Consider the following 14,188-nt stretch of genomic DNA (forward strand, 5'->3'; position numbering starts at 1 on the left):
GAGGACATCATGAGCTTTTCAAGCATCCTGCGTCATGCGCGCACGTCTTTCGCGGATGGTGTCGGCTCGGGCTATCTCGGCGACGTTTCCCACGCCGATATCGAGCGTGCACAGGAGACGATCCGGGGGACCGTCGTCCGCACACCACTGTTGCACTATGCGGCCGCCACGGATCGAACGCACTTGCCGCGGCTCTCCACCCTTATTTTGCCGGTAACCGGGCACCGGAATTGAACGGCATGCTTACGAAAGTGCGTCCAGCAACGCATACCACGCCACCCCCGCGCTGATATAAAACCGCTGCAACGCATGCAACGGAACCGGCTCGATCGACGTCGGCGGGAGCGGCAAGCCCTTCGTCGCCCCTGCGAGACAGGCAGCCAGGTGCTTGCCTAACGTCGTCGCCATCGCGATGCCGCGCCCGTTGTAACCGAGCGCGATCGTCATGCCTTTGTCCGGCATATGCACGTGCGGCAAGAAGTTGCGCGTAATGGCGATACGGCCAGCCCAGCGGAATTCGTATTCGGTGTTCTTCAACTGCGGAAACATCAGTTGGGCGGCTCGCTCAAGATGTGCCCAATCCGCCGCGTCGCGAGGTTCGCGAAACGGACCGCGTCCACCCACCAGCAAACGTCCGTCCGCATCTTTTCGAAAGTACAGCAGCAGACGCCGCGAATCGGAAGCCACTTCGCCGCCGGGCAGAATCGTTGCGCCGACGTCGTGCGCCAGCGGCTTGGTCGCAACAATGAAGCTGTTTGCCGCGATCACCGATTGCGCAAGACGCGGCCAGAGTCCGTCAGTGTAGCCGTTGGTGGCGAGCAGCACCTGTTTCGACTCGATGACCGGCCCATGCGCCGTGCGAATGCGCCATCCGTTCGCGCCGTGCTCGACGCTCGCGGCGCGAGTCCCGCCATGAATCGCCGCGCCCGCAGCTTGCGCCGCGCGCGCGAGGCCGCGTGCATAACTCAGCGGTTGCACGCTACCCGCGCGCCGATCGACCCAGCCGCCGACAAACGCTTCAGTGCCGAGCCGTTTCGACACCTGCGTACGGTCGAGAAACTCGACCGGCGCGCCACGCGCTTCCCACTGCCGCGCCCGGGCGTGCAGCGTATTCAGTAACTTGTGCGAATGGGTCGGTTGAATCCAGCCCGCGCGCGTCGCATCGCAGCGAATGCCGTGGCGCGCGACCAGGTCGAAGACCGTATCCGCCGCGCCGCCCGCCATTTGCACGAGCGCATCGCCGTCGCGCGGACCGTAGCGTCGGATGAGTTCATCGGGATCGTATTTCAGGCCTGGAATGACCTGGCCTCCATTACGGCCGGACGCTCCCCAGCCGGGCTCGTTGGCGTCGATCACGCAGACGCGCAAGCCCTGCTCCGCCAGATGCAAGGCCGTCGACAAACCTGTATAGCCGGCGCCGACGATCGCCACGTCCACAATCGTGGAGTTATCGAGTGGAGGCGTTACGACTGCGGGTTCTGCCGTCGCTGCCCACAGCGAGGGCGGCAACGGCTTTGCAACTTCAGCTTCAACTTCAACCAGGCTCATGATGGTCTTCAACTCCGGGGCGCTTCGGCTAGCGCGGGCATCTTGCCGAGAAACTCGCGCGTGCGGGCATGGCGCGGACGGTCGAACAACTCGGCCGCGCTGCCTTCTTCGTGGATCGCGCCGTCGTGAAGAAAACACACACGGTCGGCCACTTCGCGCGCAAACGCCATTTCATGCGTGACGACGATCATCGTCATGCCGTCGTCGGCCAACTGGCGCATCACGCCGAGCACTTCACCGACCAGCTCCGGGTCGAGCGCCGAGGTGGGTTCGTCGAAGAGAATCGCTTTGGGCTCCATGGCCAGCGCTCGTGCGATCGCCACGCGCTGCTGCTGTCCGCCCGACAATTCCGCGGGATACGCGTTCATACGATGCGCAAGCCCGACCTTGTCGAGCAGATGCCGCGCCCGCTCGCGTGCCTGAGCGCGCGCCTCCTTCTTCACGAACACGGGACCCTCGAACACGTTTTCGAGCGCCGTGCGATGCGGAAACAGATTGAAGCGCTGGAACACCATGCCGACCTGCGCGCGCAGTTCGTGGATCTGTTTCGATTTCGCATCGACGGCATGACCTTCGACGGTGATCTCTCCGGCGTCATGCCGTTCCAGCCCGTTGATACAGCGTAATAGCGTGGATTTGCCCGAGCCCGATGGCCCGATCAGACATACCACCTGGCCGCGTTCCACATTCAGACTGACGCCCTTCAGCACGTGCTGATCGTGAAAGCGCTTGTGAATCGAGTCGACCTTGATCATCGTTTTCCCTTCAGTCCAAGGCGGCGTTCGAGCCGCCGCAATCCATAGACGAGCGGCAGGCTGAGTCCGAGATAAAGCAGTGCGACCAGCGTGAAAACCGTCATGTTCTGAAACGTGGACGATGCAATGAGCTGCCCGGCACGCGTCATTTCGGCAACCGTAATCGTCGAGGCGAGCGACGAATCCTTGAGCATCATCACGAGCGTATTACCGTATGGTGGCAGCGCGATCCGGAACGCTTGCGGCAGCACCACGCGCCGCATGATCATCGCGCCGCGCATACCGATGGACTGCGCCGCTTCGATCTGCCCGTGATCGATCGCCTGAATGCCCGCGCGGAAGTTCTCCGCCTGATACACCGAGTACGCGATGCCGAGGCCGATAAAGCCGGCCTGGAAGGCCGACAACTGCACGCCGAGATCGGGCAGCACAAAGTAGATGTAGAAGAGCTGAACGATGATCGGCAGTCCGCGAATCACGTTGATGAAAGTAGCGGCCGCATTCGACACGATGCGGTTGTCGGACACGCGCATCAGCGCGAGCAGCAACCCGAGCACGGTGCTCAGAATGAACGAGCAGAAAGTGATCTCGATCGTGACGACCGCGCCTTTAAGCAGGATCGGCAGGAATTCGACGGCGTTCTGGAAGAACATGGCGGGCAGTCCTTATTCTGGAAACGGCGTCATTCAACCTGCCACTTCTTGACGATCTGCGTGAGCGTGCCGTCGGCCTTGATCTTCTTGATACCGGCATTCAATTGCTCCAGCGTGGCCGTGTCGCCCTTGCGCACGACGAAGCACAACTGGCCTTTTACTGAAGGTTGATAGCCGCTGACGAGGCGCAGTTGCGGATTCGGATTGTGCTGAAGCTGATAGGCGATGATCGGGTGATCGCCGAAGCCTGCCTTGATACGGCCCAGTGCTACGTCGCGCATGATGTCGGCGACCGAGTCGTAAGTGCGCACTTCCTTGAAGATGCCCTTCTTGTTCAACGCGTCGACGAACGCAGTGCCGACCTGCGCGCCCACGATCTCGCCCTTGAGATCGTCCATGGACGTGTACTGGCCTTTGTCGTCGGCGCGCACGATCAGGCCTTCGCCATACGAATAGACCGTATCGGAGAAATCGACGACCTGTTCGCGCGCAGGCGTCTTCAGCATCGCAGCCGAAATGATGTCGATCTTTTTGGTGGTCAGCGACGGAATCAGCGACGAGAACGTGGTCTGCTCGATCTTTACATCGAAGCCTGCCGCCTTGCCGGTTGCCGTGATCGCATCGACCAGCAGCCCCTGGATCGAATTGCTCTTCACGTCGAGAAAGGTGAACGGCACGCCGGTGGCCGTCGAACCGACCTCATAGGTGGTGGCGGCAACCGACCAGGCCGGCGCGCCGGCGAGCAGCAATCCTGTTGCAAAGACACTAGCGAAGCGTTTGGCGAACTGGAACATGAGTCTCTCCACGGGTTGGCGAGGGCCGACAGGAATATCGACCACCATCGATAACATCATCATATTCGAATCAAAAATATCGACTAACGTAAATTGCGTATCGATATTCGATATGCTAGTCTCGATGTCATGCCTAAACAATTGGGTAATTCCATGACACGCAAGACGCCCGACGCGCGGCCGGAAGCCTCTCCGGAACCGGATGAGACGCCGGATGCGCTGTTCAATCAGTCGCTGGAGAAGGGAATCGCGGTGCTACGGGCGTTCAGCGCGCAGCGCCGGTCGATGACGCTGCCTGAAGTCGCGGAGGCGACGTCGATTACCAAAAGCTCTGCGCAGCGCATGATCTACACGCTGGAGAAGCTCGGCTACGTGAGAAAGCATCCGCGTACGAAGCGGTATCAGCTCGCACCGCGTGTGATGCAAATCGGTTTCAACTATCTGGCCGCCGACACGCTGATCGACGTCGCCAACCCGTTTCTGTCCGAACTCACCAATGTCACCGGAGAGACCACCAATCTGACCGAGCCGGACGGCGTCGACATGGTCTACGTTGCGCGCTTCGTCTGCACGAAGTTCGTGCCGATCCACATGCCGATAGGCAGCCGTATTCCGATGTACTGCACGGCGTCGGGGCGGGCCTATCTCGCGGCGCTGCCGGACGAGGAGTCACGCGCGCTGCTGGTGGCCAGCGATCGTGTGACGCACACGCAGTACACCGTCACGGATCTCGAGGAGATCGGAACGCGTCTTGTGCTTGGGCGGCGCAATGGTTATGCGTCGAACCGCGAGGAGTTGTTTATCGGCGATATGACCATCGCGGCGGCGGTGCTCGACGGCGAGCGCCGCCCAGTCGGCGCGGTGCACGTCGTCGCGCCGACGAGCCGCTGGACGCTGGCGGAAGCGGAAGCGCGGCTGGCGCCCGCCGTGATCGATTGCGCGCGTGGCATCAGTAATTCGATCAGGACGCTGGTTTGAAATGATGTGTCGTGCGGGGCGCCTGGGGCCACGCTACAGAATGCTCACCGTCGTGCGACTGTGTTCGCATCCTGTTGGCCTGGAATAGACGAAGAAGATGGGAACGCCATCCCTCCTTCGGCCTCGCTCCAGCGCGCGACCCATTCCGGCAACGCCGGCGATGACTGCGTCACGCCGGACAGTTGCATCAACTCGGCGGTCGTCACGACACCACCGCTTCGCTTCAGAAATCGCGCACGCACGACGGCCAACGCGACCTGTACGTCGTCGCGCACGAACCCTTGCTCGATGAAGATATGCTTGTCATCCCAGCCGATCACGCGGGTCCGGACGTCATAGCGATTGCCGAGTTCGAGCGAGCGGTGAAAACGCATCGTTTCCAGCGTGACGACCGGATACCAGCGTTGTGCCTTCAACTGGCGCCACAAGCCGCTGCGCATCATCAGATCGACGCGCGCCAGATCGAGGATGGTGAAATAGCGGCCGTTGTTCATGTGAAGCAACACGTCGAGGTCATTCAACCAGACGCGAAACGGCGTGACGCACGTATCGAGCACATGCAGCCGGCTGCGGCGCCGGCTGGTGAATATCAGAAGCAACAAACGAAGTAGCAGACTCGTGCGGAAACCCGTTGATCATGGCGCGCCGCACGCGGCGGGCAAACGTGCATGGTAGACGCGCGGATGGGATACGGGACGCGGGTGATGGGCAAATCTATAGAGCGCTTATTCGAAAACGAGCGGCTGCGATCGAACCGCTCGTCGCCCTTGCGCCGGACTCTTCGCGGGCATGATCAACATACGGTTATGTTTGAAAATAAGGAACGTCAGCTTTGGCTGTAGCTCCGCCAGCGTGTCATGCCGCAGGATGATCCACGCATTCGTAATGTAGTGAACCATCTATGCGAACGCTGTGGTTCTTGGAAAAGCGGTTGATATTTATTCGTGGACAGCAACGCCAGCACGAAGAACACTAGCGGCGAATGCGCTGCGTCAACAATTGATTTGCGCTGCTCGATCGAAGAGCTCAGCGCCGGTCAGTGGTGACTGCGGCGGCTCCTGTGGCTCTGCTGTCATTGCACCGCCTCGATCTTGGAAACCGATTTGACGCGAAGGTTTGTGTGAGGGTCTTTGCGGGGGTCTGGGCTCGGAAACGAAAAAGGAGTTAGTGGCGATTAGCCGCTAACTCCTTGATTTCTTTGGTCGGGGCGAGAGGATTTGAACCTCCGACCACCTGCACCCCATGCAGGTACGCTACCAGGCTGCGCTACGCCCCGAACAGCACAAAATTATAACAGACACTTTATTCGATTAGAACCGCCTTCTGCCAACAAAGGCGACTAGTGCCCCAACAGATCGATTACGTGCAGCAATTCTTTACGCAACTGCTCGACGTCCACCGTTGCGGCTGCTGTGGTTGCCGTCGGCACCACTGCGCCCTCGCCTTCATCGACCACATCGCCCGGCGCACCGTGCGCCCCGCCGCCATGCGAATCGAGCCGGTTGCGTGCGCCGTTGATCGTGAAGCCCTGCTCATACAACAACTCACGAATCCGCCGGATCAACAGCACCTCGTGATGCTGGTAGTAGCGACGATTGCCGCGCCGCTTGACCGGCCTCAACTGCGTGAACTCCTGTTCCCAGTAGCGCAAGACATGCGGTTTCACGCCGCATAGTTCGCTGACCTCACCAATCGTGAAGTAGCGCTTCGCCGGAATCGGAGGCAAGACGACTTTTTCGATCGTCGCTGTCATCGTCAGTTAGCCGTCGTGGTGGGTTGCGCAGGAACGCGCCAGTCGGTTAGCGCGTGAAGCTCGCTTCAGCGCCGTTCTCGACCAGTGCTTTCAGCTTTTGACTTGCATGGAACGTCACAACGCGGCGCGCGGCGATCGGAATCGCCTCGCCGGTCTTCGGGTTTCTGCCGGGACGCTGGGGTTTGTCGCGCAACTGGAAGTTGCCGAACCCCGACAGCTTCACGCTGTCGCCACTCTCCAGCGCGTCGCGGATCACTTCGAAAAACGCTTCGACCATGTCTTTCGCTTCCCGCTTGTTGAGTCCGACATTGTCGAACAGCAACTCAGCAAGTTCCGCCTTGGTAAGCGTCGGCGTTTCAGTGGAAACGACGGCGGGTGATGTCGGAATTTCGCGAATCATGGCGCTGCGTTGCGCCGTAAGAAGGGCTTCGAAATCACTCGAGTTCATTTCATTCATATCTATCAAATGGCGCGCCAAGCAGAAAACAATGGATGCGGAAACAGCCGTGCAATTGTTAAATGCGGGTTATCCGCGCAACCGTGCGCCATATACTCGAGCCAGACGTTCCACCAGAGTTTGAATAGCCAGATCGACCGTTTCATCCTGAAGGGTTCCGCCAGTATCTTGCAAGGTCACACGGAACGCAAGGCTTTTCTCGTGAGCGCCCAGACCACCGGAAGTGTTTGATTTTGGACGGAATTCGTCGAAAAGCGCAACCTTCTGAACAGTCTTGCAGGCGGGTTCGGACTGGGCCTTCTGAAGCTCGTCCAGCAGTGCCTGGACCTCGATTTTCTGATCGACGACCACCGCAATATCACGACGCACCGGCTGAAACTTTGACACTTCAGACGGAATGGGCAATACGCGCTGCATTAATGCTTCGGCTTCGATTTCAAACAGAATCGGCGCATGCGGTAAATCATATTTTTGCATCCAGCGCGGATGCAATTCGCCAATCCAGCCGACTGCGCGGCCATTCAGTTCGATACGCGCGCTGCGTCCCGGATGCAACGCCGGATGTTCCGTTTTAACGAAGCGCGCGACGGCCGGCGCCAGCACAGCCTCCAGGTCGCCCTTCACGTCGAAGTAGTCGACCGTGCGCGTCGGCGCGCCCCACTGCTCTTCGAGCGCGGGACCGTACGCGAGGCCGCCGATCATCTTCGGCTGCGCGAAACATTCGACCGTCAGCTCACCGGCCTTGATCGACGGATCGTGCAGGAACACGCGGCCGGCTTCGAACACGCGCACGCGATCCGCCGCGCGGCGGTTCAGGTTCGTACGCAGCACGTGGATCAGGCTGCCGAACAGCGTGGTGCGCATCACCGACAACTGGCTTGCAATCGGATTCAGCAGACGTACCGGCTTGTCGTTGCCGGCGAAGTCCTGCTCCCACTCCGCATCGACGAAACTGAAGTTGACCGTTTCCGCGTAGTCGCGTGCGGCGAGCGCGTGACGCAGCACGTGGATCGAACGCTGCGTTTCGTTGGTCGCGCGCATTTCGCTGGTCGCGACCGGCGGACGCGCCGGAATTTTCTCGAAGCCATAGATGCGCGCGACTTCTTCGATCAGGTCTTCTTCGATTTCGATATCGAAGCGATACGACGGCGGCATCACCGAGAACGAGTCTTCACTGCGCTCGAACGACAGGCCGAGGCGCGTGAAAATTTGCGCGATTTCATCGGCGTCGATCTTGATGCCGATGATGCGGTTCGCACGCGAGACACGCATCTTCACAGGCTCGCGCTTCGGCACGTTGACGACCTGATCGTCGACCGGACCGGCTTCGCCGCCGCAGATGTCGAGGATCAGTTGCGTGATGCGTTCGATATGTTCGACGGTGGTCGCGTAGTCGACGCCGCGCTCGAAGCGATGGCCGGCGTCGGTCGAGAAGTTGTATTTGCGCGAGCGGCCGCGAATGCTGTCGGGCCACCAGAAGGCGGCTTCGAGATAGATGTTGGTGGTGTCGAGCGTGACGGCCGTGCTGTCGCCGCCCATGATGCCCGCGAGACTTTCGATGTGTTGCTCATCGGCGATCACGCCGACGGTTTCATCGAGTTCGACCGTGTTGCCGTTCAGCAGCTTGAGCGTCTCGCCCTTACGGCCCCAGCGCACGTCCATGCCGCCGTGGATCTTGTCGAGATCGAACACGTGCGACGGACGGCCCAACTCGAGCATCACATAGTTCGAGATATCGACGAGCGCGGAGATGCTCCGCTGACCCGAGCGCTCCAGACGCTCCACCATCCAATGCGGCGACTTGGCGCGTGCATTCACGCCGCGAATCACGCGACCCGAGAACCGGCCGCACAGATCAGGAGCCGAGATTTTGACGGGCAGCGTCTCGTCGAGTTTGACTTCGACCGGCTTGATTTCCAGCGGACGCAACGGCGCGCCGGTAATTGCCGAGGTCTCGCGCGCGACGCCGAACACCGACAGGCAGTCTGCCTTGTTCGGCGTCAGCTTGATTTCGAAAACGGTGTCGTTGAGATTGAGCGTTTCGCGGATATCCTGGCCAATCGGCGTATCTTCCGGCAGGATCATCAAGCCGCTATGATCTTCGGAGAGCTTCAGTTCGCGTGCCGAGCACAGCATGCCCTGGCTTTCCACGCCGCGCAGCTTGGAGAGCTTGATCGCGAACGGCGCGCCGCCTTCCTCGGCGGGCGGCAGTTGCGCGCCGACCAGCGCGACCGGCACCTTGATGCCGGGCGACACATTCGGCGCACCGCACACGACGTTCAACGTCGCGCCCGTGCCGGCGTCGACCTGACACACGTTGAGCTTGTCCGCGTCCGGGTGCTTGACGACTTCCAGCACCTGGCCGACAACGATCTTCGAGGTCGGCGGCGCGGCCGGCCGCAGGTCTTCGACTTCGAGACCCGCCATCGTCAACGCGTGCGACAGTTCGTCGGTCGTCAGTTGCGGATCGACAAAGGTTCTCAGCCAGGATTCCGGGAATTGCATGGTTCTGTGTACGTTCTGATCAGGTTAGGTCCACGTCCGGCAGTGCTTTGACTCGGCGCGATGTTCCTGCGATGCAAATCATCGGACACTGCCGGGGACGCTGCTGGCGGCAGGCACTGCTTGCCTTGCCGCGCTCTATGCTTGTCGCGCTCGTACGCGCCGGTTCAGGCGAATTGACGCAGGAAACGCAGGTCGTTTTCGAAGAACAGACGCAGGTCTTGCACGCCATAACGCAACATGGTGAGCCGCTCGAGGCCGCTGCCGAAAGCAAAGCCGATGTAACGCTCCGGGTCGAGGCCCATGTTGCGGATCACCGTGGGGTGAACCTGGCCCGAGCCCGAAATTTCGAGCCATTTGCCGGCGTTCTTGCCCGTTTCGAACAACATGTCGATCTCAGCCGACGGTTCGGTGAACGGAAAATACGACGGACGGAAGCGCACGAGAATGTCGTCGCGCTCGAAGAATTTCTTGAGGAAGTCGGTGTAGACGCCCTTCAGATCCGCGAAGCTGATGTTTTCGTCGATCCACAGGCCTTCGACCTGATTGAACATCGGCGAATGCGTCGCGTCGCTGTCCACACGGTACGTGCGGCCCGGCACGATCACCTTGATCGGCGGCTTGTTGGTGCGCGCGTAGCGAACCTGCATCGGGCTGGTGTGCGTGCGCAGCAGCAGCTGGCGGCCGTCGGCATCTTTGCCGTCGACGTAGAAGGTGTCCTGCATGGAACGCGCCGGATGATTTTCCGGGCTGTTCAGCGAGGTGAAGTTGTACCAGTCGGTTTCGATTTCGGGGCCGTCGGCCACGTCGAATCCGATCGTACGGAAAATCTGTTCGACGCGCTCCCACGTGCGCATCACCGGGTGCAGACTGCCTGCGCCGGTGCCGCGGCCCGGCAGCGTGACGTCGATGGCTTCGGCGGCGAGGCGCTGATTCAGCAGCACGTCGGCCAACGCCTGACGGCGCGCCGTCAGCGCGGCTTCCACTTGTTGCTTGACGAGGTTGATCCGTGCGCCTTCCGACTTGCGCGTTTCGGGATCGAGTTTGCCAAGGCCCTTCAATAGCTCGGTCAGCGCACCCGATTTGCCGAGAAAGCGTGCTTTCTCGTTCTCGAGGGTGGTGACGTCGGAGGCTTCTGCGAAGGCTTTTTGCGCGTCGGCGACAATCTGGTCCAGATCCATTGATCCCATCATTTCAACGTCAGTGTTCAATCGAAGCAAAACTGGTTCTACCAACAAAAACGGGGCTCGGTGAGGAGCCCCGTATTTGCTGCAGCGTCACCGAGACTACCGGATGTTCGCTGCAACGAACCACGCAGTATTAATTGCCAGAAGCGCAATCAGGCTGCAACGGCGGCTTTCACCTGCTGAACGATCGCAGCAAAAGCAGCCTTGTCGAACACAGCCATGTCGGCCAGCACCTTGCGGTCGAGTTCGATCGAAGCCTTCTTCAGGCCGTTGATGAACACACTGTACGTCATGTCGTGCTGACGCACCGCCGCGTTGATACGCGTGATCCACAATGCGCGGAACACACGCTTCTTGTTGCGGCGATCGCGGTAGGCGTATTGGCCTGCGCGCATGACCGCCTGCTTGGCGATGCGATAGACGTTATTGCGGCGGCCGCGGTAACCCTTGGCCAGCTTGATGATCTTCTTGTGACGGGCCCGTGCGGTAACCCCACGTTTTACTCGAGGCATGTCTTGCTCCTATGAGTGTCGGTTAAGGGTTAAGCGAACGGCAGCATTGCGCGCACGGAGTTCATATCTGCATCATGAACTGCCGTCGAACCGCGCAAATGGCGTTTGTTCTTGGTGGTTTTCTTGGTAAGAATGTGGCGCTTGAAGGCTTGACCGCGCTTGACGGTACCGCCCGGACGCACCACGAAGCGCTTTGCAGCACTCTTCTTGGTCTTCATCTTCGGCATGACAACTCCATTATTTGATGGATATGGGTGTGCGGTCGGCCATTGGCCATTACCCGCCCTTCGAAACCCACTCCACTTGGTATGCAGACCGCCCGAACTGCCGGCAGCCGCTTTTCGGGAAGCGACGCGCATTGTACACACGTCGTTCCGAAACCTGCTGACACCGCACCGGACACCCGGCGCCGCGCCTTTCAAACTTTCACGACCAGAGCGCGCGCCACACGGCGCGCCGCCGCTCTGATTGCTTACTTCTTTTTCTTCGGAGCGAGCACCATGATCATCTGGCGCCCTTCCATTTTCGGCATCTGCTCGACCTGACCGACTTCGTCGAGGTCCGTGCGCAGGCGCTCGAGCATGCGCATACCGATTTCCTGGTGAGCCATTTCGCGGCCACGGAAACGCAACGTGATTTTCGTCTTGTCGCCGTCGTCGAGGAAGCGGATGAGGTTGCGCAGCTTGACGTTGTAGTCGCCGTCGTCCGTGCCCGGGCGGAATTTGACTTCCTTGACCTGGACGATCTTCTGCTTCAGCTTGGCCTCGTGTTGCTTCTTCGCTTCCGAGTACTTGAACTTGCCGTAGTCCATCAAGCGGCAAACCGGCGGAACCGCTTGCGGAGCGATTTCGACCAGATCCACGTCTTGCTGTTCCGACATGCGGAACGCATCAGCGAGTTTCACGATGCCGAGCGGTTCGTTCTCGACGCCGACCAGACGCACCTCGGGTGCCGTAATTTCACCGTTGATGCGGTGCGCAGACTTATCAGTAGCGATGTTACGTTTCCTCTAAAATTTAAAAAAACGAGCCGGGCTGCCAAGTGGCTCAGTTGAACGACTGCACATCCTGGCGCAGACGCTCAATGAAAGTGTCGGGAGGCATCACACCCAGATCGACACCACCACGGGCACGCACGGCTACCGTTTGGGCTTCACGCTCTTTGTCGCCGACCACCAGCAGGTACGGCACCTTTTCCAGCGTGTGCTCGCGTATTTTATAGCTAATCTTCTCGTTGCGCAAATCGGCCTCCACTCTAACCCCTTGTTTTTGCAACGATTGGGCTAAAGATTGCGCATATTCGGCCTGACTTTCCGCGATATTCATCACCACGACCTGCATCGGCGCGAGCCATGCAGGCATTGCACCGGCATGGTGCTCGATCAGAATGCCGAGGAAACGCTCCATTGATCCGACGATTGCCCGATGCAGCATGATCGGACGGCGGCGACTATTGTCTTCGGCGACGTACTCGGCGCCCAGACGCTCCGGCAGCACCATATCGAGCTGCAACGTGCCGCATTGCCACGAGCGGCCAAGCGCATCCTTGATGTGGTACTCGACCTTCGGGCCGTAGAACGCGCCCTCGCCCGGCAACTCTTCCCATGTCACGCCGCAGGCCGTCAGCGCCTCGCGCAGGCCCTGCTCCGCGCGATCCCACGTTTCGTCCGTACCGGCGCGCGCGTCCGGACGCAGCGACAGCTTGATCTCGACATTATCGAAGCCGAAATCCTTGTAGACGCTCATCGCCAGCGTATTGAACGCGATCGATTCGCTGATGAACTGCTCTTCGGTACAGAAAATGTGCGCGTCGTCCTGCACGAAACCGCGCACGCGCATCAGGCCGTGCAACGCGCCCGACGATTCATTGCGGTGGCACGAGCCGAATTCCGCGTAACGCAGCGGCAGATCGCGATACGAGCGCAGACCGTGGTTGAACACCTGCACATGACCCGGGCAGTTCATCGGCTTGATTGCGTAGTCGCGCTTTTCCGATTCCGTCGTGAACATGTTTTCACGATAGTTCTGCCAGTGGCCCGACGCTTCCCAGAGCGAGCGGTCCATGATCATCGGCGTCTTGATTTCGAGGTAGCCCGCGTCGTTCACCCGACGGCGCATGTACTGCTCGACCTGCTGCCACAGTGTCCAGCCGCGCGGATGCCAGAACACCATGCCCGGCGACTCGTCCTGCATGTGAAACAGATCGAGTTGCTTGCCGAGCTTGCGGTGATCGCGCTTTTCCGCCTCTTCGAGCATGTGCAGATACGCTTCCTGGTCTTCCTTCTTCGTCCAGGCCGTACCGTAAATGCGCTGCAGTTGTTCGTTCTTCGAATCGCCGCGCCAGTAAGCACCCGCGACCTTCATCAGCTTGAAGACTTTCAGCTTGCCGGTGGACGGCACGTGCGGACCGCGGCACAGATCGGTGAAGCCGCCGTGCGAGTACAGCTTGATGTCGTCGGTAGCGGGAATCGATTCGATGATCTCGGCCTTGTACTTTTCGCCGATGCTCTTGAAGTAATCCACCGCTTCGTCGCGCGACACCACGCGGCGCGAAACCGGCTCGTCTTTCTTCGCGAGTTCCTGCATGCGCTTTTCGATCTTTTCGAGATCTTCAGGCGTGAAGGGACGGTTGTACGCGAAATCGTAGTAAAAGCCGTTGTCGATGACCGGGCCGATCGTGACCTGCGCTTCCGGATACAGATCCTTCACCGCGTACGCGAGCAAGTGCGCCGTGGAGTGACGGATGATATCGAGACCGTCTGCGTCTTTCTCGGTGACGATGGCCAACGCCACGTCGTGATCGATCAGCGCGGACGTATCGACCAGTTCACCGTCGATCTTGCCGCCGAGCGCGGCTTTCGCGAGGCCGGGGCCGATCGAGGCGGCCACTTCGGCGACGGTCACCGGATGCTCGTACTGTCGAACAGAACCGTCAGGCAGACGTATCGAAACCATTGCGTTCTCCGTGGTGCCGACCGGCGGTGGCACATACAACCAGTTCAAAAAAAACAAAAAAAATGCGGCCCCGCTTTCGAGGGGCCGCATTCACA

The 14,188-nt window shown here is 60.1% G+C and carries 15 protein-coding genes and 1 tRNA gene; 2 read left to right on the plus strand and 14 right to left on the minus strand.

The annotated features are described in order from the left end of the window. The first annotated feature begins 9 nt into the window (after positions 1–9). Positions 10–234 (plus strand): hypothetical protein, encoded by a 225-nt coding sequence (locus tag PQR54_RS34715; RefSeq protein ID WP_408253707.1) that lies wholly within the window; start codon positions 10–12, stop codon positions 232–234. Positions 235–243: 9 nt separating this feature from the next. Here PQR54_RS34715 and PQR54_RS34720 read toward each other — a convergent pair whose 3' ends face one another. The 4 genes from PQR54_RS34720 to PQR54_RS34735 are packed head-to-tail and all read right to left on the minus strand — an operon-like array spanning position 244 to position 3,750. Further along, positions 244–1,548 carry an NAD(P)/FAD-dependent oxidoreductase gene (locus tag PQR54_RS34720; RefSeq protein WP_408253710.1) on the minus strand — a complete coding sequence of 435 codons (1,305 nt, stop codon included), beginning with the start codon at positions 1,546–1,548 and terminating at the stop codon, positions 244–246. An 8-nt stretch (positions 1,549–1,556) separates the two neighbouring features. After that, positions 1,557–2,303: an amino acid ABC transporter ATP-binding protein gene (locus PQR54_RS34725; protein WP_408253713.1), complete on the minus strand. Its 747-nt coding sequence runs from the start codon at positions 2,301–2,303 to the stop codon at positions 1,557–1,559. Next, positions 2,300–2,956, minus strand: coding sequence for an amino acid ABC transporter permease (locus PQR54_RS34730; RefSeq protein WP_408253716.1), 657 nt, complete (start codon positions 2,954–2,956; stop codon positions 2,300–2,302). Before PQR54_RS34730 ends, PQR54_RS34725 begins: the two co-directional genes overlap by 4 nt. Positions 2,957–2,985: 29 nt before the next feature. Next, complete coding sequence (locus PQR54_RS34735; RefSeq protein ID WP_012433730.1) at positions 2,986–3,750, minus strand: ABC transporter substrate-binding protein; 765 nt, start codon at positions 3,748–3,750, stop codon at positions 2,986–2,988. Between the two features lie 153 nt (positions 3,751–3,903). Between PQR54_RS34735 and PQR54_RS34740 the strand changes: the two genes are divergently transcribed. Next, positions 3,904–4,728: an IclR family transcriptional regulator gene (locus PQR54_RS34740; RefSeq protein WP_408253720.1), complete on the plus strand. Its 825-nt coding sequence runs from the start codon at positions 3,904–3,906 to the stop codon at positions 4,726–4,728. Positions 4,729–4,772: 44 nt separating this feature from the next. Here PQR54_RS34740 and PQR54_RS34745 read toward each other — a convergent pair whose 3' ends face one another. The 10 genes from PQR54_RS34745 to thrS form a co-directional block, all read right to left on the minus strand. Continuing rightward, positions 4,773–5,330: a thioesterase family protein gene (locus PQR54_RS34745; protein WP_408253722.1), complete on the minus strand. Its 558-nt coding sequence runs from the start codon at positions 5,328–5,330 to the stop codon at positions 4,773–4,775. Between the two features lie 597 nt (positions 5,331–5,927). Further along, a tRNA-Pro gene (locus tag PQR54_RS34750) sits at positions 5,928–6,004 on the minus strand. A 63-nt stretch (positions 6,005–6,067) separates the two neighbouring features. Next, positions 6,068–6,481 carry a MerR family transcriptional regulator gene (locus PQR54_RS34755; protein WP_408253724.1) on the minus strand — a complete coding sequence of 138 codons (414 nt, stop codon included), beginning with the start codon at positions 6,479–6,481 and terminating at the stop codon, positions 6,068–6,070. Between the two features lie 46 nt (positions 6,482–6,527). Beyond that, positions 6,528–6,938 (minus strand): integration host factor subunit alpha, encoded by a 411-nt coding sequence (locus PQR54_RS34760; protein ID WP_012433735.1) that lies wholly within the window; start codon positions 6,936–6,938, stop codon positions 6,528–6,530. A 69-nt stretch (positions 6,939–7,007) separates the two neighbouring features. Next, entirely contained in the window at positions 7,008–9,443 is a 2,436-nt protein-coding gene (gene pheT, locus PQR54_RS34765) for a phenylalanine--tRNA ligase subunit beta (protein WP_408253727.1), read from the minus strand. Positions 9,444–9,607: 164 nt separating this feature from the next. Then, on the minus strand, positions 9,608–10,621 hold the full coding sequence (gene pheS, locus PQR54_RS34770; RefSeq protein ID WP_408253729.1) for a phenylalanine--tRNA ligase subunit alpha: 1,014 nt from the start codon (positions 10,619–10,621) through the stop codon (positions 9,608–9,610). Between the two features lie 158 nt (positions 10,622–10,779). Beyond that, positions 10,780–11,139, minus strand: coding sequence for a 50S ribosomal protein L20 (gene rplT, locus PQR54_RS34775; RefSeq protein WP_006052502.1), 360 nt, complete (start codon positions 11,137–11,139; stop codon positions 10,780–10,782). Between the two features lie 29 nt (positions 11,140–11,168). Next, complete coding sequence (gene rpmI, locus PQR54_RS34780) at positions 11,169–11,366, minus strand: 50S ribosomal protein L35 (protein WP_012433738.1); 198 nt, start codon at positions 11,364–11,366, stop codon at positions 11,169–11,171. A 245-nt stretch (positions 11,367–11,611) separates the two neighbouring features. Next, complete coding sequence (infC, locus tag PQR54_RS34785; protein WP_074263967.1) at positions 11,612–12,136, minus strand: translation initiation factor IF-3; 525 nt, start codon at positions 12,134–12,136, stop codon at positions 11,612–11,614. 49 nt (positions 12,137–12,185) lie between these two features. After that, on the minus strand, positions 12,186–14,093 hold the full coding sequence (gene thrS / locus PQR54_RS34790; RefSeq protein ID WP_408253732.1) for a threonine--tRNA ligase: 1,908 nt from the start codon (positions 14,091–14,093) through the stop codon (positions 12,186–12,188). Positions 14,094–14,188 lie beyond the last annotated feature (95 nt).

The sequence above is a fragment of the Paraburkholderia phytofirmans genome, from assembly GCF_046028095.1.
Lineage (GTDB): Bacteria > Pseudomonadota > Gammaproteobacteria > Burkholderiales > Burkholderiaceae > Paraburkholderia > Paraburkholderia phytofirmans_A.